This is a genomic window from Empedobacter sp. GD03739, from assembly GCF_029843245.1.
In the GTDB taxonomy this organism is placed as follows: Bacteria; Bacteroidota; Bacteroidia; order Flavobacteriales; family Weeksellaceae; genus Empedobacter; species Empedobacter falsenii_B.
In genome coordinates this window covers 1-22,295 of the sequence record NZ_JAOCHX010000018.1, presented here as the reverse complement: position 1 = coordinate 22,295, position 22,295 = coordinate 1, and the positions used below count along the sequence as shown (strand labels likewise).

General features: G+C 34.8%; 28 protein-coding genes and 1 tRNA gene. 25 read left to right on the top strand and 4 right to left on the bottom strand.

The window, feature by feature from the left end; all coding sequences use genetic code 11:
- Positions 1-13: 13 nt before the first annotated feature.
- From N5E64_RS07545 to N5E64_RS07535, 3 genes are all read right to left on the bottom strand, one after another.
- Positions 14-1,543, bottom strand: coding sequence for a hypothetical protein (locus tag N5E64_RS07545; RefSeq protein ID WP_280036790.1), 1,530 nt, complete (start codon positions 1,541-1,543; stop codon positions 14-16).
- Between the two features lie 107 nt (positions 1,544-1,650).
- The gene (locus N5E64_RS07540; RefSeq protein WP_280036789.1) at positions 1,651-1,776 is read right to left on the bottom strand and encodes a hypothetical protein; all 126 of its coding nucleotides are present in this window, start codon (positions 1,774-1,776) and stop codon (positions 1,651-1,653) included.
- Complete coding sequence (locus N5E64_RS07535) at positions 1,776-2,201, bottom strand: hypothetical protein (protein ID WP_280036787.1); 426 nt, start codon at positions 2,199-2,201, stop codon at positions 1,776-1,778. Before N5E64_RS07535 ends, N5E64_RS07540 begins: the two co-directional genes overlap by 1 nt.
- Positions 2,202-2,376: 175 nt before the next feature.
- Between N5E64_RS07535 and N5E64_RS07530 the strand changes: the two genes are divergently transcribed.
- The 25 genes from N5E64_RS07530 to N5E64_RS07410 all read left to right on the top strand — a co-directional run bounded on the left by N5E64_RS07530 (position 2,377) and on the right by N5E64_RS07410 (position 18,566).
- Complete coding sequence (locus N5E64_RS07530; RefSeq protein ID WP_280036785.1) at positions 2,377-3,309, top strand: hypothetical protein; 933 nt, start codon at positions 2,377-2,379, stop codon at positions 3,307-3,309.
- Positions 3,310-3,331: 22 nt separating this feature from the next.
- A complete protein-coding gene (locus N5E64_RS07525) occupies positions 3,332-4,219 on the top strand; it encodes a hypothetical protein (protein WP_280036782.1) in 888 nt (295 codons plus the stop codon).
- 15 nt (positions 4,220-4,234) lie between these two features.
- Complete coding sequence (locus N5E64_RS07520) at positions 4,235-4,615, top strand: hypothetical protein (protein WP_280036780.1); 381 nt, start codon at positions 4,235-4,237, stop codon at positions 4,613-4,615.
- A gap of 3 nt (positions 4,616-4,618) precedes the next feature.
- Positions 4,619-5,005, top strand: a complete 387-nt coding sequence (locus tag N5E64_RS07515; protein WP_280036778.1) for a hypothetical protein — start codon at positions 4,619-4,621, stop codon at positions 5,003-5,005.
- A complete protein-coding gene (locus N5E64_RS07510; RefSeq protein WP_280036776.1) occupies positions 4,989-6,188 on the top strand; it encodes a DUF2586 family protein in 1,200 nt (399 codons plus the stop codon). The genes N5E64_RS07515 and N5E64_RS07510 overlap by 17 nt, the downstream gene beginning before the upstream one ends.
- A gap of 5 nt (positions 6,189-6,193) precedes the next feature.
- Entirely contained in the window at positions 6,194-6,595 is a 402-nt protein-coding gene (locus N5E64_RS07505; RefSeq protein ID WP_280036774.1) for a hypothetical protein, read from the top strand.
- A 136-nt stretch (positions 6,596-6,731) separates the two neighbouring features.
- Positions 6,732-6,797, top strand: a tRNA-Trp gene (locus N5E64_RS07500).
- A 22-nt stretch (positions 6,798-6,819) separates the two neighbouring features.
- Positions 6,820-7,116 carry a hypothetical protein gene (locus tag N5E64_RS07495; protein ID WP_280036772.1) on the top strand — a complete coding sequence of 99 codons (297 nt, stop codon included), beginning with the start codon at positions 6,820-6,822 and terminating at the stop codon, positions 7,114-7,116.
- Between the two features lie 89 nt (positions 7,117-7,205).
- Positions 7,206-7,370 carry a hypothetical protein gene (locus N5E64_RS07490; protein WP_280036770.1) on the top strand — a complete coding sequence of 55 codons (165 nt, stop codon included), beginning with the start codon at positions 7,206-7,208 and terminating at the stop codon, positions 7,368-7,370.
- Positions 7,370-9,340: a tape measure protein gene (locus tag N5E64_RS07485; protein WP_280036769.1), complete on the top strand. Its 1,971-nt coding sequence runs from the start codon at positions 7,370-7,372 to the stop codon at positions 9,338-9,340. Before N5E64_RS07490 ends, N5E64_RS07485 begins: the two co-directional genes overlap by 1 nt.
- A gap of 2 nt (positions 9,341-9,342) precedes the next feature.
- Positions 9,343-9,999, top strand: coding sequence for a DUF6046 domain-containing protein (locus tag N5E64_RS07480; RefSeq protein WP_280036767.1), 657 nt, complete (start codon positions 9,343-9,345; stop codon positions 9,997-9,999).
- Positions 9,999-10,967: a hypothetical protein gene (locus N5E64_RS07475; protein WP_280036765.1), complete on the top strand. Its 969-nt coding sequence runs from the start codon at positions 9,999-10,001 to the stop codon at positions 10,965-10,967. Before N5E64_RS07480 ends, N5E64_RS07475 begins: the two co-directional genes overlap by 1 nt.
- The gene (locus N5E64_RS07470; RefSeq protein ID WP_280036764.1) at positions 10,967-11,470 is read left to right on the top strand and encodes a hypothetical protein; all 504 of its coding nucleotides are present in this window, start codon (positions 10,967-10,969) and stop codon (positions 11,468-11,470) included. Before N5E64_RS07475 ends, N5E64_RS07470 begins: the two co-directional genes overlap by 1 nt.
- Before the next feature lies 1 nt (position 11,471).
- Positions 11,472-11,684, top strand: a complete 213-nt coding sequence (locus tag N5E64_RS07465; protein WP_280036763.1) for a hypothetical protein — start codon at positions 11,472-11,474, stop codon at positions 11,682-11,684.
- A 1-nt stretch (position 11,685) separates the two neighbouring features.
- Positions 11,686-12,030 carry a hypothetical protein gene (locus N5E64_RS07460; protein ID WP_280036760.1) on the top strand — a complete coding sequence of 115 codons (345 nt, stop codon included), beginning with the start codon at positions 11,686-11,688 and terminating at the stop codon, positions 12,028-12,030.
- Entirely contained in the window at positions 12,014-12,307 is a 294-nt protein-coding gene (locus tag N5E64_RS07455; RefSeq protein ID WP_280036758.1) for a hypothetical protein, read from the top strand. The genes N5E64_RS07460 and N5E64_RS07455 overlap by 17 nt, the downstream gene beginning before the upstream one ends.
- A complete protein-coding gene (locus N5E64_RS07450; RefSeq protein ID WP_280036757.1) occupies positions 12,307-13,173 on the top strand; it encodes a nucleotidyltransferase in 867 nt (288 codons plus the stop codon). The genes N5E64_RS07455 and N5E64_RS07450 overlap by 1 nt, the downstream gene beginning before the upstream one ends.
- On the top strand, positions 13,163-13,633 hold the full coding sequence (locus N5E64_RS07445; protein ID WP_280036755.1) for a hypothetical protein: 471 nt from the start codon (positions 13,163-13,165) through the stop codon (positions 13,631-13,633). Before N5E64_RS07450 ends, N5E64_RS07445 begins: the two co-directional genes overlap by 11 nt.
- Positions 13,626-14,495: a hypothetical protein gene (locus N5E64_RS07440; protein WP_280036753.1), complete on the top strand. Its 870-nt coding sequence runs from the start codon at positions 13,626-13,628 to the stop codon at positions 14,493-14,495. The genes N5E64_RS07445 and N5E64_RS07440 overlap by 8 nt, the downstream gene beginning before the upstream one ends.
- Positions 14,496-14,497: 2 nt before the next feature.
- Positions 14,498-16,327 (top strand): hypothetical protein, encoded by a 1,830-nt coding sequence (locus N5E64_RS07435; RefSeq protein ID WP_280036751.1) that lies wholly within the window; start codon positions 14,498-14,500, stop codon positions 16,325-16,327.
- A gap of 23 nt (positions 16,328-16,350) precedes the next feature.
- Complete coding sequence (locus N5E64_RS07430; protein WP_280036749.1) at positions 16,351-16,767, top strand: hypothetical protein; 417 nt, start codon at positions 16,351-16,353, stop codon at positions 16,765-16,767.
- On the top strand, positions 16,749-17,054 hold the full coding sequence (locus N5E64_RS07425) for a hypothetical protein (RefSeq protein WP_280036746.1): 306 nt from the start codon (positions 16,749-16,751) through the stop codon (positions 17,052-17,054). The genes N5E64_RS07430 and N5E64_RS07425 overlap by 19 nt, the downstream gene beginning before the upstream one ends.
- An 81-nt stretch (positions 17,055-17,135) precedes the next feature.
- Complete coding sequence (locus tag N5E64_RS07420) at positions 17,136-17,672, top strand: N-acetylmuramoyl-L-alanine amidase (RefSeq protein WP_280036743.1); 537 nt, start codon at positions 17,136-17,138, stop codon at positions 17,670-17,672.
- Complete coding sequence (locus N5E64_RS07415) at positions 17,669-18,232, top strand: hypothetical protein (RefSeq protein WP_280036741.1); 564 nt, start codon at positions 17,669-17,671, stop codon at positions 18,230-18,232. Before N5E64_RS07420 ends, N5E64_RS07415 begins: the two co-directional genes overlap by 4 nt.
- A gap of 115 nt (positions 18,233-18,347) precedes the next feature.
- Positions 18,348-18,566 carry a hypothetical protein gene (locus N5E64_RS07410; protein WP_280036740.1) on the top strand — a complete coding sequence of 73 codons (219 nt, stop codon included), beginning with the start codon at positions 18,348-18,350 and terminating at the stop codon, positions 18,564-18,566.
- Positions 18,567-18,731: 165 nt separating this feature from the next.
- Here the strand turns inward: N5E64_RS07410 and ccsA are convergent, their stop codons facing one another.
- The gene (ccsA, locus tag N5E64_RS07405) at positions 18,732-22,022 is read right to left on the bottom strand and encodes a cytochrome c biogenesis protein (protein WP_280036739.1); all 3,291 of its coding nucleotides are present in this window, start codon (positions 22,020-22,022) and stop codon (positions 18,732-18,734) included.
- Positions 22,023-22,295 lie beyond the last annotated feature (273 nt).

The window sequence follows — 22,295 nt, the reverse complement described above, 5'->3', positions numbered from 1 at the left end:
TTTTAAAAAGTTATTAATACCTTCTATTTTCAACTGTGCCAACTGCATAGTCTGTATTTTGTTTGGTAACACGATTTTCAATCAACCATACGCCTCCCTCGAGCATGTCGGGACCGTCCATTTCTTTGCAGTCTTCTGAGACCGCTAACATTTGTTCGACAAACAATTGCATGTGTGGATTATCTTTTTCAGCTTCATTGGCATACAGTTGACCACTGTTGTGTTTTGGCTCCAAGGTTCCTTCGATACGTTCAAACTTTGCAGGCTTTTTACGTTTATCTGGACGCATTGGGATTCGGTAATTTGTTCGTTGAAAGAATTGATTAACCAACGGCACTAACACTTGTGTATAATGTGGATCTTGCAACGAGTTATTTTCGACATAAACACGTTTAGGATCAATTTTTCTAAAATCCAAATACAAACAAGCTTGCGATAACCAATTGACAAATTCTGCATTGGTTGCGTGTCCTATCCATATTTTGTACAGGTAATATTCGCCGCCTTTGTAGCCGATTATACCAACCGATTTGGTTGAGTTCTTAGCTTTTGTATTGTTCGATGGCGATGGGTCACCGTATATCAACACTTTTTCACAATGACGTAATTGTGGTAATTTCTTGAAGTGAACTTCTTTGAATGTTGTTCCTTCTGATTGTGGATCATTGTAATATTCTTTTTTTGCAGACGATGTTGGCATTAATGATAATACACGATCAATTGCAGCCTCGCTGTTTTTTTGGGGCCATGTAGATTTTCCGTTTTTATCTCGGATGTTCACAACGTCCCATTTATCGGCTTTTTTACCTAATTCAGTAACTGTACAATATTTTGCAATGATGTTCCCACAGACAATCATTAATAAAGGATTTGAAATAGATCGTGTGGCATATAATGCCTCGAACACCCATTTTACCTTGTTCTTGATTCTGTCTTTGTTACGGCATTCTTCATCTGTATCAATGTCATCAATCAAAATAACATCTGGTCGAATTGCATCATTTCGCGTACCACGTGGCGATTGTCCTGCACCTAATGCACGAAAGGCAACACCGTTTTGTGTTTTGAACTCCTCTGCTTCCCAGTTACCAATACTTTGCTGTTTACCATAATCGTTAATGATTCGATTATTACTTTCTAAAATCGCTTTGTATGGTAATAGTAAACGTGCTGCATTATCAAGGTTATTCGATACCATGATGATGTTTTTCTTTTTACCTGTTAAAACAAGTTTTAAGACTTCCATCATCGTCCGCCCAGATTTAGACAATTCACGCGCCCACGATCTCACTTCGAACCAATCGGGATTTTGCATCACACGTTTTGTCGCCTTTTTGTGAAACTGCGCAGGTTCGGAAGTGTAGAAATTTGGAAAATAATATTTAAACCACGCCTCGTCATCTTTTTCTAACGCTTCGATTCGACGTTGTTTTTCGATTGGCTTTTCGTTCAAATCAACAGGTGTCGCAAGACTGATATTCTTTTTGAATTTCTGCCATTGCTCCAAATACTGTTTGTCGGTTAGTTTTCTTTTCTTCGCCATTATCTCAATTTTATAAAACCGTCGTCTAAATCTTTACGATTGATTGTTAATCGTTCTGTATTGTCACCTTCTGCAACCAATATGATTTTGCTGTCGGACATTTTAATTCATCTGTAATATTCCCAGCTGTAAATACACCAAGCTCCATTACGGAATTCATGTGCAATTCCTACATGAAAGATTTGTTTGCTGTGGAAAAACTCGCGTTGTTTTTGTGTGAACTTTTTAGCCATTACATACGCGTTTGAATGAATAAATCTGACCAATGCGTTACCTGTTGTGCAAGTTCTGGTTGGTGCAGTTGTAAGAATTCGATAAATTTTATCTGCGTGTCGATCACTTCGCCTACGCCAGTCTCTACCTCTAATGCTTTGATTGAATTGGCTAATTTGATTAAGATGTCTGTCTGTTGATTTGTTGCCAAACTATCGCCGATTTCCATTTGCCAAAGTTCCATTTGGCGTTGTAGATTGTTGATGATAGATGATCGAGTTGTTGTTAAAGCTGAGCGTAATGAGTCCCAGTTTTCGGCATCTTTCCACTTTCCTATCGTTTTGGCTGTTACATCAACTTTCGCAGATATTTGACTAAGATTCAAACCATGCTGTGTGTACAGGATTTTAGCGAATTCTTTCGCTTGTGTTTTCTTCAATCCCATTTCGTCATTTTCGAACAAAATTCATTGACATATACCTTATTATTTTATGAACTGTCGAATAGCTATACACTACTGTATAGCTCTTTTACAGTAGTGTATAGCTTGGTTACAGTTTGCATTTGATTGTTTCGTAAACCGATAATCTTTGTGGTCAATAATCGAAAGAAAGTCAAAAGTGAAATTCATATTAAACGATGAAACAAAAGTTAATCAGAAAGGCTTCCGTATTCTAAATGCGGGACTTGATCTGGAACGATTCAAGGCTAATCCAGTCATTTTGGGTGAACATTTCAACTCTATTTCTGGTGTAATTGGTCGATGGAAGAATATTCAAATTGAAGGGTATCAATTAACTGCTGAAGCTGAATTTGACTTGAAATCTGAAATGGGTAAAAAAGTCGCACAACAGGTTGAAGATGGATTTGTACGAGCTTGTTCATTAGGTGTAGATCCAATCACTCGCGACAATTTTATGGTAGAGCCATCTGGTACATTAGTCTTAATGCGTGGAGAAGTTTACGAGGCTTCAATCGTAGCAATACCTAACAATGCTAAGGCTTTAATCAAATTATTTGCTTCAAGTGGAAATATGACTACGGAGGCAGAAAACGAATTATTAAATCATTTTAAAAATCATAATCCAATGAAAATTTTATTATCGGCTACGGCTGCATATATGGCTTTAGGATATTCGACAGCAAAAGAATTAAGTGCTGATGAAATCGAAAAGGGAGTGTTAAAGCTTCAAGCTGATTTAGATTCAGCTAATAAAGATCGTGATGCGATAAAAGAAAAGTACGACAAATTAAATGAGGCTCAAAAGGCTGAAAAAATTCAATTGGCTGCATCATTAGTTGATGAGGCTGTAAAGGCTGGTAAAATCGATGCAACTAAAAAAGCAGAGTATCAAGAATTAGCCTTGTTAAAACCTCATTTATTCCAAGAAATCTTTGGTAAAAAAGCAGGGAAACAAAATTTATCTGCAACGATTGATCCTGAAGGTCCTTCGACTGTTCAAACGCTTGATGATTTCTTGAAATTATCATTTAGCGCTCAAATGGAATTCAAAACGAATTTCCCAGACGAGTACAAAAAAATCACTGAGTAATTAATAATAAAAACGAAATAAAATGCCAGCAAATTTCCCAGAAATATGGTCGAAAAGAGTTCGTGAAAGATTAACAACTTTAACGAACGCACCTTGGTTAACAGGTGTAGAAGAATTAGACATGGATGTTACTGTAATGGGTGAAGGCTCTGCGGGAGAACAAAATTTAGTTCACATTCCAATTACATTGGTAGATCCAGATGTATTAATTAATAATACGACTTACCCTTTAACAGTTGTTAAGTATGATGATACAGGTGTAACGATTGCTTTGGATAAATATCAAACTTTACCAACTTCGGTCTCTGACGACGCAATTCAAGGTGCTTCTTATTCAAAAATTGATGCAACTACACGTGGTCATGTGCGTAATATCACTGAAAAAAAGTATCAAAAAGCTATTCATGCTTTAGCACCTGATGCTGATTCTGCTAATACGCCAATTGTTAAGAAATCAGACAATGCTAATGATGTGTACAAGTCTATTGTTGCGTTGAAGGATAAATTTGATCAATTACAAGTGCCTGCTGAAGGTCGTGTATTGGTTTTATCTTCAAATGATCATAATGCTTTGTTATTGGATCGTGAGCGTTACGGTAATCTATTGTCTAATATTAATACAGGTGATACAGCGCCAGTAATTGCAGGGTTTAAAGTGTATACATACATTGGTAATCCATATTTTACAGATGCAGGAGTTAAAAAGGCTTTTGGAACTGTGAATGACGAAACAGATGTACAGGCGTCTGTCGCATTTTCATTGTCAAATACAGTGATGAAAACTGGTTTTACAAAGCAGTATTTCAGAAAGTCTGACATTGATCCAGAAAATCAAACAAACGTATTGGCGTACCGTCATTATTTCATTGCATGTCCTGTGCAAAAGAAATTCATCGGAGCAATTATTTAATCTATTCATAACACCATGAACGAAGTACTGTTAACAAGTATTTTTTCTCTCGTGACAGGTGTTGGAGCTTGGTATGCAGCAAGGCGTAAAAACCTTGCTGAAACGCAAGCTTCTGAATTGGATGTAGTTGAGAAATCTGTTAAGTATTATCGTGAAATGGTAGACGATTTAGGTAAGAGATTGAAAACTGCAACTGATGAACTGGTTCATGCTACCGAAAAACATCGCCTTGCTATAGACGAATTAACAGAGGCTAAGAATGAGTTGAAATCAGTTAAATCAGAATTAAAAAGTTTGGAAAAACGATTTGAGGATTTAGCTAATGAAAACCGTGATTTGGTCACAGAGTTGAAAAAGTACAAGCAATTAAGTGGTAAAGTAATTTCAAAAAATTAAACAATGTCAAATAATATATTCAAGAATTATCCAACGTTACAAGTCTATTTCAAGACTGCAGATGGGCAATCATTTTTCCAAGAATCTGACGCACGAAATCATGCGAAGTCTTTGGAGAATAAAACAGTTGAAAAGGTTGAACGTCCATTTGAAGCAATCGAAGACAAGGAAGTGAAAGAAGTGAAAGAATATGCGATTAACGCAAAAGATTCTATCGCTCTGATCAAAGAAGCTACAGCAGTTACAGCATTGGAAGCATTTGCAGATGATGAGCGTAAATCTGTGAAAGAAGCTTACGGCAAGAAGTTAGCTGAATTGAACGCATCAAATGATGAGTTGAATCAAGGTGCTGAAACTAAAAATGATTCTGACGATGAGGCCGAAAATTAATGTAAAATTTGACAATGGTACAATTGGCGCGGTGTCGCCATTGGCTGTTGGTTTGCTTGGTTTATTAGCCAGTGCGGTTGCCGTAGATAGCTTTGAATTAAACAAAGCCTACTCAATCAAATCGGTGAACGATGCACGTAAATTAGGAATTGTTGATTCTATTGCGAATCATCGTTTATACAAAACGATTGCGGAGTTCTATGCAGAGGCAGGCGAAGGAACGGAGCTCTACCTAATGGGTGTTGAGAAAACAAAGAAGCTTTCTGATTTCTTCAAAGCTGGTGCAGAAGATTTTTCACCAGCCGAAAATTTGTTGAACGCAGCAAATGGCAACATTCGTGGTTTAATTACTTCATTTGATCCTGATGAGACTGTTGTATCAACTGTAACAGGCGGAATGGATGCCGATGTTTTGGAAGCGGCAAATGCAGCGCAATTGTTGTTTGAAAATTATTCTGCTAAAAAATACGCGCCATTCTTCACAATTTTAGAAGGTTACAATTTTGCAGGTAGTAAAGTTGAATTAACTGACTTAACGACGTACGAATATGATTCTGTCGGAATTTTAATCGGTGATACAGAAACTCGCACAGGATCTACAGCAAGTAAAGGATCTGCTATTGGTGTAATAGGCGGACGCATTGCACAGTCATTTGTTCGTGAAAACATTGGTAAAGTGCGTAATGGTGCTTTGTCTGCAACTGAATTATTTATCAACGATACGCCTGTTGAAAATTACGATACAGAGGCATTGTACGATAAAGGTTATATCACATTTGTAACGCATCAAGGTCGTGCAGGTTATTACTTTATTGACGATCCGTTGGCGTGTGCGGAAGATAATGATTATCACTACTTATCTCGCAGACGTACAATTAACGAAGCGTATAGATTGGCTTATCAGGCGAATTTAGATTACTTGTTAGATGAAGTTCCTGTAAATGCAGATGGTACAATTAACGCGGCGTATGCCAAATCTATTGAACAAGCTGTAGAAAGTAAAATCATAGCGACTATTGGCGATGATTTGCAGAATGTTGATGGTGACTATGGTGTGAAATGTTTTGTTGATGCCAATCAAAACATTGTAAAGACATCAAAGTTAAATGAAGTTGTGCGTATTCGTCCGTGGGGATATAACAGATGGATTGATGTGTTAGTTGGTTACGAAATTCAAAATTAGAAATCATGTTCAATAGTAGAGAATACGAATGGGCAGACATTACTGTCATGTTAGGAGGTCGAGATCTAACAAAAATTAGAGCTATAAAGTACAAGGAATCACGTGAGAAAGAGCCGTTGTATGCGAAAGGTAGAAAGCCGATCGCTATACAAAGTGGGAATGATGCTTATGAAGGTGAGATTGCTCTATTGCAATCTGAATATGAAGCATTGCGACAGGCAGGTGGCGGAACTTTGATGGGATTGTCATTGGACGCAGTTGTTTGTTATGGAAATCCTGGAGATGGAAACGCTATACAAACTGATAAGCTTTTCGGTATTCAGTTTACGGAAGCTGAAAAAGACTGGGTGCAAGGCGATAAATTCAAAGAAATCAAATTGCCGATCTTGTTCTTAGATTTAAAATAGAATCTTCATTTTTTAATATTTATAATTCAAAAAGGCTTTTAACTGCTGTTTAAAAGCAATGTAAAAGCCTTTTTTTTCTCAGTGTCCGCATATTCGTAAGCTTTATGTCTGCACTTTAAAAAAAAACAAATACTTTGATAGTTTAATTGGTAAAATAATGGTCTCCAAAACCGTAGTTCGAGGTTCGAATCCTTGTCATCGTGCAAATTTAATACTCAACAATTATGTCATTCAAAAAAGAAAAAATCACCGAACTGAAACTACAACACGGTGAGAACTTACACTTAATCAAATTAGATAACGGTAAATCTGCAATTGTTCGTCGTCCAACCTTACGCGAGTTAGAAGCTACTCAAAGCTTATTGGCGCAAGGGCAAATGATGACGTATAACATTTCACTTTTCAAAACATGTTTTATTGATGGTGATAAATGTGATGATAATGAATACGATTTAATTGCGATGTCATCTCGAATGGCTGAGATTACAGAAATCGCAACGTCTACCGTGGAAAAGCTTTAGCGCAAGCCGAATTTGGTTGGCGTGAGCTTGCGCCTGACGAAATCGCCAGCGTTCCTGTTCGATCAAAAAAAGTAAGTGAGCAAAAGTATATGCGCTTACTCTTTGAATGGGTTGAAGAATTTCGAAAGATTAACATTTCCCTCCAATATTATTTACATATCAATCCTTATGAGCTCGAACTTAACGAATGGGCTCGTAAAGTGAAAGAATTAGAATGGATTCGCCAAGAAGAGGCGAAAGCAAATAAGACCTAATGAGTAATTTACTGCAATATACTATCCAATTACGTGATCAAATGTCGAGTGTGTTGAACCGTCTGAACGGTTCGACACGAACGACAAATAATACGCTGAACCAATTACAACGTGATACGTTGAATGGTTCTCGCGCTATGCGTGAGGCTGGTGCAAGTGCTAATACATTACGTCAAAAATTAGAGCAATTACGCGGTCAACGTGAGTTTATCCGCACGTCTGACGTTCAAACTATTCAGCGTTATAATCGTGAAATGCAATTGTTGGAGCGTCAAATTTCACGTGTTGAAAATACAGGTGGTCGTGGATTGGTTGGTGGATTGACCGATGCCTTGCAGTCAATGCCATTTGGTAATGTGTTGACAAATCCATTATTTCAAGCGGGTATTGTTGGTGCAAAAGCATTGAGTTTAGGAATTCAACAGGATTTGCAAAATACTTCATTTGAAGTTTTACTTGGTTCAAAGGAAGCTTCGCAAAAAATGGTAGCTGACATCACTAAATATGGAATGGACACACCTTATGACAAAATGGGTTTAGGTGAAAATGCTAAAACCTTATTAGGGTTTCAAGTTCAAGCTGAAAAAATAATGCCTACTATAAAAGCTATTGGTGATGTTGCAATGGGCGATGCTAATAAAATGCAATCCTTAACACTTGCATTTGGACAAATGAGTTCAGCAGGTAAACTTACTGGAAATGACTTTTTACAGATGATTAATGCAGGTTTTAACCCTTTATCTGAAATCTCAAGAAAGACTGGAAAATCTATAGGTAATTTAAAAGAAGAAATGGAAAAAGGTGCAATTTCTTCTAAAATGGTTGAAAATGCTTTTATTTCTGCAACATCCGCAGGAGGACAGTATCATAATATGGCTATAAAACAAGGACAAACTTTAGGGGGTAAATGGGCACAATTTCAAGATATTGTTAATGATAAACTATTGATTTTATACCAAGTTTTGGGACCTATTGCGACAAAAGGTTTAGAAGTCGCTAATATTTTTATCGAGTTCGCTTCGAATGGTCTTGGTAAGATGTTTACTTTAATAAAAGAAGGTAATCCGTGGATGTGGGGATTAGTTACTGTTCTTGGCGCTTATGTTGTCGGAATGGGTGCGGCGGTTGCAATTCAAAAAATTAAAACTGGTTGGGATTTCATTGCATCTGGTGCGTTGATGACGCAAGTTACAACTTGGTGGAGTCTTAATGCTGCCATGTATGCGAATCCAGTTGGTTTAATTATCGCGGGCGTAATTGCATTGATTGCTGTGTTAGGCTATTTAATTTATAAAGTTGATGGCTGGGGTAAAGCTTGGGAGTACACTGTACAAGGTGCAACTATTATTTGGGATGCTTTTTCTACGCAAGCCAAATCATCGTTTGAGATTTTAGTCAATGGATTTATGATCGGGATTAACAAGATTCAACAAGGTTGGTATCAGTTCAAGAATGCTGTTGGCTTAGGAGATTCGTCTGAAAATAATGCCATGCTTTCATCTTTGGATAAAGAAATATCCGATCGAAAGAAAACAATTGAAAGGGCTCAATATGATTTGAATAATGCATCATACAAGGGAGCTGGCGAGGCTTTTAAAAAAGGAATCAACTCTCTGTCGTGGAATTCTGATCGTTCATTAGGTGATGTGATTACAGGAATGAAAGATAAATTAGGTATGGGCGGTTCTGCAATAGGTGGAGGTATTGCACCTCCTAAAACTGGATTAGGAACTGGTCAAGTTGAGACTGCACTCGGTGGGAATTCTGGTAAAAAAGATGCTGCTAAAACGAATCAAGCAACTACAACAGGCGGTTCTAAGTCTAACTATATTACTGTCAATCTTGATGCCTTAATCAAAGGATTAACAATTAATAGCGAGAATTCTGACGATTCATCTAATCAATTACAAAATAAAACAACTGATGCTTTATTGCGTGTTTTGGCAATGGCAACTACAGCAGGTTCTTAATTATGAGATTTACAAACGAAAATATGTTAATTGCGAGTTTGCTAGGTTCTAAAGTAGTCGAGCAAGTACCACGCTTTGAAAAAGTTGAAAATTATTTAGAAACACATGTAGGTGTTCCAATCCCTTTTTTGCCTATCAGAAATGAAGTAGTTGTACGCGATGCCGAACGATTTGAAGATTTAGAAAGTTGGAATGGTCCAAAACCTATTAGTCAAGAAAATCAGTTTTTTCCTTTTTCATTTAAAAAAGCGTCAGAAAGCAATTGGTATTTATTGCCTTGGGAACCGATGATCAATATAGAGGCGAAAAATATTATTGCTAAGCGTTATGTCGCTAAAAATGGGAGTTTGAATATTGGTTCGGTAAAAGAACGTTGGTCTGCTGATGATTACGACATCACTATTACGGGTACTTTGTTTGGTATGAAGGAGCGTGGAAAAGTTGAAGAAACTTATCCACGAAAAGATATGGAACGTTTACGTGATTATCTGTTAAGTGGTGAAGCTTTACAGGTCAATTGTGAGCCGTTGCAGATTTTGAATATCAATAGAATTGTGATTGAGAAAATGAATTTTCCTTTTACGAAAGGTGAAAATGTACAAGCGTACGAGATCAAAGCTGTTAGCGATTTTGAATTTAATCTTTTAATTGAAAAGTAATGTATCAGTTAGATTGGGACATTCGGTTTTTTACAGATGAAAAGCAATTTCAATTAGGCATTTTGGCTGAGTGTGAAATCGTAAAATCTGTCGAAAACCTTGCAGATACGGCGACTATTATTTTACCAGAGGCTTATTTGAACACTGTTTTTGATTTGCAACAAAAAATAAAGCGAGGTTCGGAGGTGCATATTTATTTGGGGTACAACGGAAATCTTGTAAAAGAATTTACAGGCTATGTACGCCAAATTAATACCAATGATTCGAGTTTGCGATTTGAATGCGAAGATGCTCTTTTTTTATTTCGTAAAGGTGTAAAAGATGTACAGCTTAATAAAACAAAAGTGTCATTAATTGCCGAATATTTAATCGCTCAATTAGGTGTCGATTATAAATTAAGTTGTGATTATGATATTGCGTTTGACAAGTATGTAATTCGTCAAGCAACAGCTTATGAAGTGTTGAAGAAATTGCAGGAAGAAACAGCTGCTAATATTTATTTCGATACCGAAAATAAAACCTTACACATTCATCCTCCATTTGTTGAGAAAGGTGGTGATGTGATTTATGATTTGCATCAAAATGTCGAAAAATCATCTTTGGAGTACAAAACCTCCGAAGATCGTAAAGTTGAGGTAACAGTAGAATCTGTTGATGCAAATGGTAAGGTAATTAGTTACACGACTGGAACAACAGGCGGCGAAAAAATAACTAAAAAAGTTTCTTCAATTAATCAAGAAGGTGTTCAGATTATTGCTGAAAATGAATATAGCAATCGCATGCAAGATGCGTACGAAGGCGATTTAACAGCGTGGTTAATTCCATATTGCGAACCAACTTACACAGCAGAAATACGTGATAAAGATTACCCGTATAAACATGGGTTTTATTACATAAAATCGACAAAGATTAATTTTTCGCAAGCTGGCGGAATTCGAACAATTACACCCGGTATAAAATTAAGCTAATGGATTTCGTAGAAGTAAAACGATTGATTCGTGAAATAGTTGGTGCGGTGCCTAATCTGCCTATACAGGCGGTTGTTACGAAAGTAGAAAATTTTACCATTTCTGCAAAAATAGGTGAATTAGAAATAGACAATATCCTGCTAAAAACGCAGGTAGAAAATAATGACAACTTTATGGTGCAACGCCCTAAAGTTGGTAGTCCTGTTACATTGTTGAGTGTTGATGGTACTTTGAACTCTTTGCAGGTGGTGAAAATCAACGAAGTTGAAGAGTTTGAGTATCATCATAACGGACTAACTGTAAAATTGGACGGAAAAGACGGAAAACTAATCGTGAAAAATAATGAAGTCAATTTATATCAATTGATGACAGACTTAGCAACGATAGTAAAACAATTAAAAGTTTACACGGCTGTGGGGCCTTCTGGAACACCTTTACCCGATACAATTGCTCGAGTAGAACTATTTGAAAAAGATTTTAAACAACTTTTAAAACCTTCTTAAAATGGCATTAAATAAAGCCGATCTAAAAAATAATATCATCGCTATTATGCAAGATATGATGACGCGAGAAGAAACATCTATCGAAGAGTTTGCAGAGCGTTTAGCTAATGCAGTTGATGTGTATGTGAAAGAGGCTGAAATAATTTATATAACTGGTTTAACCTCTGCAACAGGTGGCGTGGTTACAGGAACTTTTGAAGGAAATTTAAAATAATATGAAAAGCAAAGCAACAGGCATTCAGTACATCGATAATGAAGATCAAGGCGATTTGTTCGATTTGAAAATTGAAGTTGTTCGAGACGTCAGTGGTCAGATTGTTAGTGGATTAGTTATCGGCGCAACTCAACCGCAAAACGAAGCTTCAATATTAATTGCTCGTAAAGGTGAATTTAAGTTAAATCCATTGCTTGGCGTTGGTATAGGCGATGCTTTGTTAGATGAAAATTTATTAGAATATCGTCATCGTATCCGTGAACATTTTGCGATGGATGGACTGAACGTGAAAGCATTGGATTTCTATAATCTACAAAAATTTTCTATAAATGCAGAATACGAGTAAAGTACAGCAAGGACAGAGTTTCATTGACAAAACATTAGAGCTTACAGGTAGCGTAGAAAATTTGCTTGAAATGGCAATTATAAACAATGTATCAATTACTGATGATGTCTCAATTGGTAAAGAAATTTTAGGAACTCAAATATTGAAAAATAGCATAGTTGAAGGTTTGACGAATGAGTTAATCGCAACTAAAATAACTTCTGAAATTAATCAAGTTATACCAGAAGATTTAGGAATCGGAAAAATGGCTATAGAATCAACATTTATAGTAAGATAATGAGAGTAATCAGTGATATAAAATTAGCAATTACAAAAAGTTTCATTGCAAACGAAACTTTTGCCAAAATATATGGTTTAGATCAATCAAAATCATTTGAAGATCAATTTTCGAAAGTGAGTTTTGAAAGTGTTTTGTTTGACATCATGTCAATCGCTATCTATGCTTTCGAAGTGATATTAGACAAACACTATTCTGACGTTACGCAGAAATTGACCGAAGAAAAAGCACATACAGCGAGATGGTACAGATCAAAGGCGTTGGCGTTTCAATTAGGATTTGATTTGAAAACGGATAGTGATGAATTTAATAATGCAGGTTATTCGGCTGAACAAATTGAAAGTTCAAAGATTGTAAAATATTCGGCGGTTGTGGAGGCTGAAAATGACAGCAGACTAATTGTGAAAATTGCAGGTGAAACGGATGGCGAATTGAATCGATTAAATGAGCAACAAGTTGCAAGTTTTAAAACGTATATGCAGGAAGTTCGAGATGCAGGTGTCAAACTAACCGTAATTAATTACGAAGCCGATAAGTTGTTTTTGAACTTACAAATAAATTATGATCCGTTGGTTTTATCGTCTAATGGTCAACATTTAATCAATGCGAATTATCCAGTTGTGGACGCAATTAAAGCGTACATGAAAGAATTACCTTTTAATGGTGAATTAGTCTTAGCGCATTTGGTTGACAAATTACAGCAGGTTGAAGGTGTAAGGATTCCAACAATTATGAGTGCAAGTACATCGTGGATTGATGAGAATACGAATAGTTACGGTGATCCGATTGGAATCGCAGTAAAAGCAATACCTGTGAGTGGTTATTTTAAAGTCGAATCCTTTGAAAATATACGCTATGTGGTATAAGATAAACTTCAACAAGTTAGTCGTTCAGCTGATGCCGACATTCTTACGTCAACCTCGAATGATTGCTTTTATCTCACTTTTTTCTGCTGAGTTAACGGATCTTCATAACGCTTGGTTAGTTAAGAAATCAGCCGACGAAACATGGTTGCAGCACAATTCACAAGTATGCAAATTAAGAAAGATACTAAACGACGAATTTGATGACATTGAGCGAAGGATTAAAATTACAGACGGGCAATTGTACGATCGGCAATACATCTACACGCTTGGCGAAAAGAAGCCGAAATATTTAGGTAAAATTTTCATTCGTCAAAATACGGATTACGCTGATACAGGTATCGACTTTTTTGTTATCGTGCCTGTTGAGATTAATAACGAACAAAATAAATACAAATTAGAAGCATGGGTAAATCGTTATCGATTGGCTTCAAAACGCTATAAAATAATTTACAATGAATAGAGTAAACTATGATCAAACAGAAGGTTTTCCACTCGATGTCAATATTCTTGATTTTGGGCAAAAAGCAAATCAAATAACGCAACAGTTAGGTGAAATAATTGCACCATTAGCGATTATAAAAGGTTGCGTTCAAAACGGTAATAATGTTAGTGATGGAATAGTATGCATTAATGGCGAAATGCTACCATTTAAAGGTGGTTTAAAGCAAGATGTTGTACGCATAGTTGAAACAGCTGAGAATCGTGTCTTTGAAAATGGAAGTTCTAAACCTGTCTTAATCACACGTTACGCAACATTTGGCGCGGGTGCAGATTTTGGCTATGCATGGGGACAATTTCATAGAGGATTAACGATTAAAAAAATCGAAGAGAAATTAAACGATAAAACAGACTTTAATAAGTTAGTTGAACGCGTCAATAAATTAGAAGTTTTTGCACGTCCGTTTTCGAGTGGTTTTGGAGCGGTTTTATTTCTGCGTCCTGCTGCCGAAATTCCTGAAGGTTGGGAAGAAGTTACAGATTTGCGTGGTCGAATGCCAATTGGACAAAATCCTGACGATGCAAATTTATCATCAGTTTTAGAAAACTTCTTAGGAGGCTCAAAAACAAAAGCAATTTATAAAAGCAATTTACCTGCTGAAGGTGTCGCCTATAAAGATGCTTATTACATCGAAAATGCAACAAATGGAGGATTAGATGGAACTATTTACGTTGGTGAAAATAAGTTTGGTTCGAATAAATCTGATAATGATAATAACAGATTATTCTACAGAAATGCAACAACTGATAATCTTGGTAATGGTGTTGAGTTGGATGTAATGAATCCTTACCGCATCGTCATCTTCATTAAACCAAAACAATAACTATGGCGTTAGATAATAATACAGTATTAAATTACACAGACAAAACAACGATAAAAAATTGGTTTAAAACAGGCTTAAAACCTACTCAAACGCAATTTTGGGCTCAATTCGATTCTTACTGGCACAAATCGGAATCATTGCCAATTAGTGCTATTTCGGGGCTTGGAACTTTGATTGATGGTAAGGCAGAAATTGAGCATACTCATACACAATATGCGACGAATGATGCAAGTTCATTGACTGATGATAATGTTTTAAGTTGGCAACAAAAATTAGGTGTCGATGATTTGGATTATGTGGAAATTCCAACGGAAAATGCTACTGAAAATAGTCATCCTTATGTCGTTGTGATTAACGATGAGGGCAAGTCTGCAAAAAGAAATGCGACTGATTTTGGTAAAGTTGACACTATTGATGGAATAGAAGCTGATGAGGATAAGAATGTTGCTTTAGGGGCATTACGTAAATCAACAATTAATAAAGTTTCGGATCAGTTTAGTATTGAATCTGAAAATGGTAGTTCGTCAGTAACTTTTAATGATGATGGATACGCATACTTTACAGGTAACGTAACTTATCAAATGATTAATGATGAAGTAGTCGATATTAAAAGTGGTTATGGGGTTGTTGCAAGTAAAGATTATTCAAGCATAGAGCCTGCAAACAAATTTGTGTATGCACAGCGTTCATACGTAGATGCTATGCAAACAAAACCTACTCATTGGACTAATGCACAACAAAGAATGTCTGCACTTCCTGATAAGAGTGCTGATGCTACTTTTAATCGTATGCCTATTATGGATAGTGCTGGAAATATGGGAGTATCGCCTATAAAAAATGTATTAAAGAGTTTGCCTACGTTATTAACACCTACAGAAAGAGTAGACTACATAAAATCTATGTACAGCCAATTTTCATCAGGATTACCTGTTATGAAAATTTTTACTAATCCTTTTATGCTTAAATCTCAGAATTTAGAAGATAAATACTTAACTGTACTTGGCTCTAACTTATATATAAATTTTTTAGAAAGTGAGATATACATAATTGATTTAGATACTTTAGAAGAGTTTCCTGTCAGTTTATTTGAAAGTTCACCTAATGGAAGTAGTTTGATGATAAAAATACCTCAAGAAGTTAGTAGTAGGATTGGAGAATATAAAATTAAACTTATTACTGCTTTAACTATTACTTATAGTGAAGCTTCTTTTAATATTTGTAATAGTATCACAGCTGTAAATTTTGAAGATAAACATTGGTTGGCTAATACTAAACCTTCAGGTGTAAATTTATTACAATATGTAAGTGCAAATAACCATACAGTAGATATTAATAAGACAGGTAGTGCAGATAAATGGTCTATGGCAATACAAGAAGCTTTAATAGAACCTAATAAAAATTATATAATAGATTTAACTATTAGTGCTAATTCTTATGTATACGATGGTCATGGTAATTCAAGTACTATATATCAAATAGGTTTTGGTACTTGGTCAGGTTATCTTAATAATGTAGCTAATAATAAAATAGGGATAAATGTAGTTACTTCAAGAGATGGTACTGCAAGTTATTTAAAAATTATTACACATAATTCAAAGGCAGAAATTTCATATTATATTACTTCTACGTCAAGAGATGTAGGACCTGTTAGTGCAACTATTAGGATTATTGTAAAAAATAATTATGTTTATGTAATCTCTAAAGATAATCTCATAGCAGTTTATAATTCTAACATTAGTGAACCTCAATTTTTAAGTATAATAAAATCCACAATTCTCAGTAATACTGATACAAAATTAACTGTGAACGTAGATATAAAAGAAGTGATATAAAAATAAAATAAAACCTACTACCAATGGAACAAATGGCAAAAGGAAGAATACTTTTAAAACAGCAAATCTCAAATTTGAAGGAAGTAGGATTTGAAGATATAGAGAGAACAGTCAACGTGATGCAAGCGCATATTGATGGTGGAAATTATGAGCAATTTTATGTCAATTATTTCATTTCGTATACACGTGATGGTGTAGATGTTTCTCATTTGTTTAAAAACCAAACATCTTATGATTGGTATATCAATAACAACGAATTAATCCAACAACGAGATGAGAATTTCGAACCTGTGTTAGATGATGAAGGTAATTTTATCTTATTACCTGCATTTGATTATATCATGGGAGTTTTTGATAGTCTTAACGCAATATCGTATGACGTTTTAAAGGTGTATATTTTGGAAAACGATAGTGATGGAAAATGGGATTTGACAGCGTAAACGGTTGCGGTGCGTGTAATGGCTTTTGGAAATGGTTTAAACCACCGCATCATAAATTCTTTAAAGTTCAGTGTAACATCCATGATACAAGTTATAGTATTGGAGGTCAAGAAATAGACCGTCATATTGCAGATGTAAAATTAAAATACAACATGAAAGATTGGGTAAATGTCTATTTTGAAAATAGAAAGCCTATTAGTCGTTATTGGTATTTATTCCTTTGCAGTTGCTATTATTTAGCCGTCCGAATTTTCGGTAAAAAGTCGTTCAACTTCACCGAAAAATAAACATTTAAACAGTATTTAAAAACAATTTAAAGCACGTATAAAAATTACACGTGCAGGATAAACTCATTTAAAAATTAAGGTATGATATACTTATCAGCAGGTCATCACAACGCCGATAGTGGCGCGGTTGGCAATGGTTATAGAGAAGCCGATTTGACAAAAGAATTCCGAAACGCTATTGTCAAAGAACTTGACAAATTAGGTGTAAAATACATCTTGGATAAAGACAGCGAAACGAATTCGCAATACCAAGGTAGAATTAAACCAGGAAGCGGATCGGTTATTTTAGATATTCACTTCAATTCTGCAACATCTAATGCAAGCGGTGTCGAAGTATTAGTAGCAAATGATGCTAATGGAGATTCAAGACTTTTTGCATCAGAAATTCTGAAAACTACATTATTAGCAACAGGACTTCCAAATCGAGGTGTAAAAAAAGAAAGTGATTCACAGCATGATCGTATTGGTATTTTGCATCGAGGTGCAGGAATTGCTGCGTTAGTTGAAGTTGGTTTCATTAGTAATGCCAACGATATTAAAGCGTACAAAAAAGCTTTGCCAGATTTAGCGAAATCGTATGCTAAGATTTTAAAACAATTCGAAGATTTACGAGTATGAAAACACTAATTATAATGATGGTAGCGACATTGATGTCGTTAGCATCTTGCGCAACCAAGCGTAAGACAAAAGAAGTTGATAAAACGGAAATCAGGACAGAAAACGTCTTGCAAAATGATTCTGTTTTCCAGTTGAAATCAAAAGTTTCAAAAATAGAATCAAATCAAACTTTCAACGAGTTTGAAAGCATTTTGAAAGCTTTGAATGTTCAATATGATGGAGAACAAGGTAATGATTTGAAAGTTGTTCTAAATCGAACTGATAAAGGCACAGAGTTAAATGTATCAGGTAAAGGAAAGGCTAATTACAATGAGCAATCTGAAAAGACAAAGTCATTAACTCGAAATGATGTTGCAATTGTTTTTGATTCAATTATAGATGCTCGTCTCAAGCAAAATAAACAAGAACGTGGTCAACAATTGGTTGATAGTTTTAAATCAGACAAAGAAAATGATACTACAGGTTTTCAGTTCGGAGCTTATTTGACTGGTTTTGGCGTCCTCTGTTTGATTATTTTCTTAACTTGGATTAGCAGGAAGTTTATTCATAAAAAGTCATAGTAACTGAGCCGATTAAATTTATTAATCGGCTCAGTTTGTAATAAATAATAACTTGTTGATAAATAAAGTATTGATAGTCTTATAATAGATGTTATTTTAGATAAAAATTGCAATCATGAGTAAAAAGAATGTGTTTGATGATATTAACTCGTCTAATAAACTAGAATTAAGAATTAATGAGGCTTATAATTCACTTTTTATTAAAATTAAAGTTGATGAAAAGGTTCAAGATAAAAATTTTAAATCAGCATGGATGACTGTTGATTATAGAGATTTAGAAGATTTAATTAAATCAATTGAGGATTTAAAAAAGGAAATTGAAGTTAATATGTAGTTTAAAAGCCGTTTAAAACAGTCTTAAACGGCTTTTATATTTGTTTATTTTTGGACTTTTGAAATGAATATTTCGGATATTTGAATTTCGCGATTATATAAAGTAGGTTAAAATAAAAAAGCTCATCTTTGGATGAGCTTTTTTATTTTATAATATTTAAAGAAATTAATTTTTTGATTTTACGTGGTAAACTTTGTTTTGGAAATACCAAGCTGCAATAGATAAAACTAACATTGCGACTGCTGTTGCAGGAACCCAGAATGGAATTGGAATTGGATCTCCGGCTGCGTATGAGTGTAATCCAGATAAGTAATAGTTAACGCCAAAATACGTCATAATTACTGTCCAAACAGCCCACATTGCTGCAACATTGAAGGCAAATTTCCCTCTCAATCCTGGAACTAAACGCATATGTAAAACAACTGCATAAACAATTACAGAAACGAAAGCCCAAGTTTCTTTTGGATCCCAAGACCAGTAACGTCCCCAAGATTCGTTTGCCCACATACCTCCTAAGAATGTACCAACGGTAAGTAAGAAAATACCAATTGTTAATGACATTTCAGAAACGTAAGTCATTTCTTTTAGCGAAATTTCAATCTTTTTATTTGGTTTAATCATCATGATAATTAATGAGAAAACTCCTAAAATAGCACTTAATCCAAAGAAACCATAAGATGAAACGATAATCGCAACGTGTACAATTAACCAATATGATTTTAGTACAGGAACAAGTGGTGTAATTTGTGGATCTAACATAGAACCTCCGTGTGCAAATCCCATCATAATTACAGCAACCATAGCTCCTGTTGTTGGAATAAATGCGTTTCGGTTTTTGTATAATAACAATCCAGCTAAAACACTAATCCATGAAATAAATACAATGGCTTCGTAACCATTAGACCAAGGTGCGTGTCCCGTTAAATACCAACGAACACCAAGTCCTGCGGCTTGTATGATAAAGACAATAAATATTAATCCCAAACAAACATTGATAATTCGATGCAGTGCTTTGCTTTCTGAAAATAACTGAATGAATGATAAAATCATTAAAACTCCACCAACCATACAATAAGCAATCATCACCCAAAAGAAAACGTTGTATTTGTTGTATAAAACCTCAATCTCAACTTTTGTTGGAGAAGGCACAACATTTTTACCCCATTTTTGTTGGTATTTATCGATATAATCTACCGCATTATCTGCAGGCGTCCAATTACCATTTTCTAATCCTTTCGAAACCATGTTAAAATAAACACTAATCATTCCAAGTGCCATTGTATCGATTTCTACAGGATTTTCTTGTGTTTGATAAATCCAAGAAGTCCAACGCTCTGAAGGATCATTCTGAACTGGAATTATTTTTAATTGATAACCTTTTGCAGTTTGATCTAAAATATTGAAACGCTCTGTAACTTTAATTACTTCCTCATCAAATTTAGAACGCTCTGAAGGTTTTCTTGAGAATGCTTCGTTATAGGCTTTGTCTAATTTGAAACGAGTTGTTTTTGGATCAATCAAATTCATTAAAGATGTGTAACCATCTTCATTTGCGCTTGTAATTTTCTTTAAACGATCACCACCTTTATCACCAACTTCAATCATCGGAGCATTTACCCAATAAGCAGGGTCTAATTGCAAAGAAATAAACCATTTATTGGCAGATAATCCGTGGAATTTATCTTTTTTATAAACTTTTCTAAGGATTTCTAAAGCTTGTGTATTAAGAGGTTTTATACGTCCTTCGATATCTTGTGTAAGTAAATGACCAAATTTATCAGCGTGTTCGTCAGGAATTTTTACATTCTTCGCTAATTCATCTCCATCAGCCATTTTTGTAGAAAAACTACCAATGTGCTCTGATGAATGAACGTTCCCTTTTTCCGAATCAGTCTGAATTTTTTGATGTCCATTTTTTCCTCCATCAGTAGTACTTGGATTTTGAGCAAATGCTAATCCAGAAAGTAAAAATAATGGAAGTAAAATATTTACTTTTTTGGTATGTAAACTTTTTAATAAAGAGTTTAATTGTGTAAAACGAGTTCCTTTCCAGAATAATGAAACAAACATTCCCCCAAATAATAAGAAGTATCCTAAATAGGTAATGTTAGTTCCCCACCAGTCTTGGTTAACTTGTAAAATAGTTCCGTCTTCTGTTGGGAAATAACTCGATTGGAAGAAACGGTAACCTTTATAATCCATTACATTGTTCATATAAATGTGATGTTTTGTTTCTTTTCCCTCGTCGATAACTGTAATGTTAGATTCGAAAGAAGAAGGATTTGTAGAACCAGGATAACGATCTAAAATAAAGTCATCTAAACGAATACTAAATGGAACTTTCACTAACTTAGAACCGTAACCTAACGAAATATTCATTCCGTCAATTTGTACATCAGCAGAATAATTTGTGACACCTTTTCCACCAACAATCGTCACTGTATCACGTTTATCACCAACAATAACTTCGGCTCTAATTGCACCAGGTAGATTTTTTTCTTCTGCTTTAAATTTAGAACCTTGTCTATATAAAACTTCACCTTTGAAAGCCGGATTTGGAACTACAAATTGCGCTCCGTTGATTGTATATAACGAACGTAATTTTAATGGAGCTGGAACATTAAATTCAACTTTTCCAGCACCTTCTTGCAATTTCTGCATGTCTGTAATTTGTCCAACTTGTTGTCCAGCCATTTGCACATATTCTCCTTCGAAAGGCGATTTGATAACCAAATTTTCTCCTTCTCCAGTAATTTGTACAGCACCATCTTGCGGTCTATTGTACGAAACTAAAGTTCCATTAACACTTTTGATTTCACCATTTCTGATGAAAACAGAATTACGTCCAGTTTGTCCAACTGTCACAATTTCTAAAACATTAATTCCTTCTTTTTTTCTTACAACTGTATCTAAAGCGTGAGGTACGTAATCAAAAGTTTTTAATTTAATGACTTTATCTTTGAACTGATATTCACCTTCAAAGTGTCTACGGAACAGAGAACTTGTACTATCTTTTCTGTCAAAATACGTCATGTTGTATTGATGATTGTCGTACGCCAAACGTTGTGTACCATCATCAACCATCATCTTGAAATAAGATTTGTACGATGTAATTTCGTTACTTGTTCCTCCTTCTGGAATAGGCATTTCACCCTCGAAACTGATGTAACGAGTAATTCCTCCTCCAATAAAAATAAACAAAAATGCTAAGTGGAAAACCAATAAAGGCAATTTTTCCTTTGACCATAATCGGTATCGTTTGATATTCATTAAGAACAAAACGATCAACCAAATCATTAATACCTCAAACCACTTTGCCTCGTAAATAACAGCTTTTGCAGTAGCCGTATCGTAGTCATTTTCAATGAAAGTGGCATAACCCATGGCGATTGCGTAGATGAATAGCAAGACCGTCATGGTTCTGGTAGAAAATAGATATTTTTCTAATTTACTCATTACTTATAATTGATTTACAAAAATAGGCGAGTTTATCAGATAAAGCATTAAAACTTAAATGATTTTTATTAGAATCAATGAGTTAATAGAATGTTAAATATGTTGTGCCAAAATTGATTTTAAATGTTTAAAAAACACACTGTTAATCAGAAATGTTTATAACAAAGTATTTTATTCAAAAATAATTTGTTAAGAAAATATTTAGAAATATCAAAAACATATCTTAAAAGGAACAACTTTTGTTAAAGAACAATAACCAATTATAATGATATA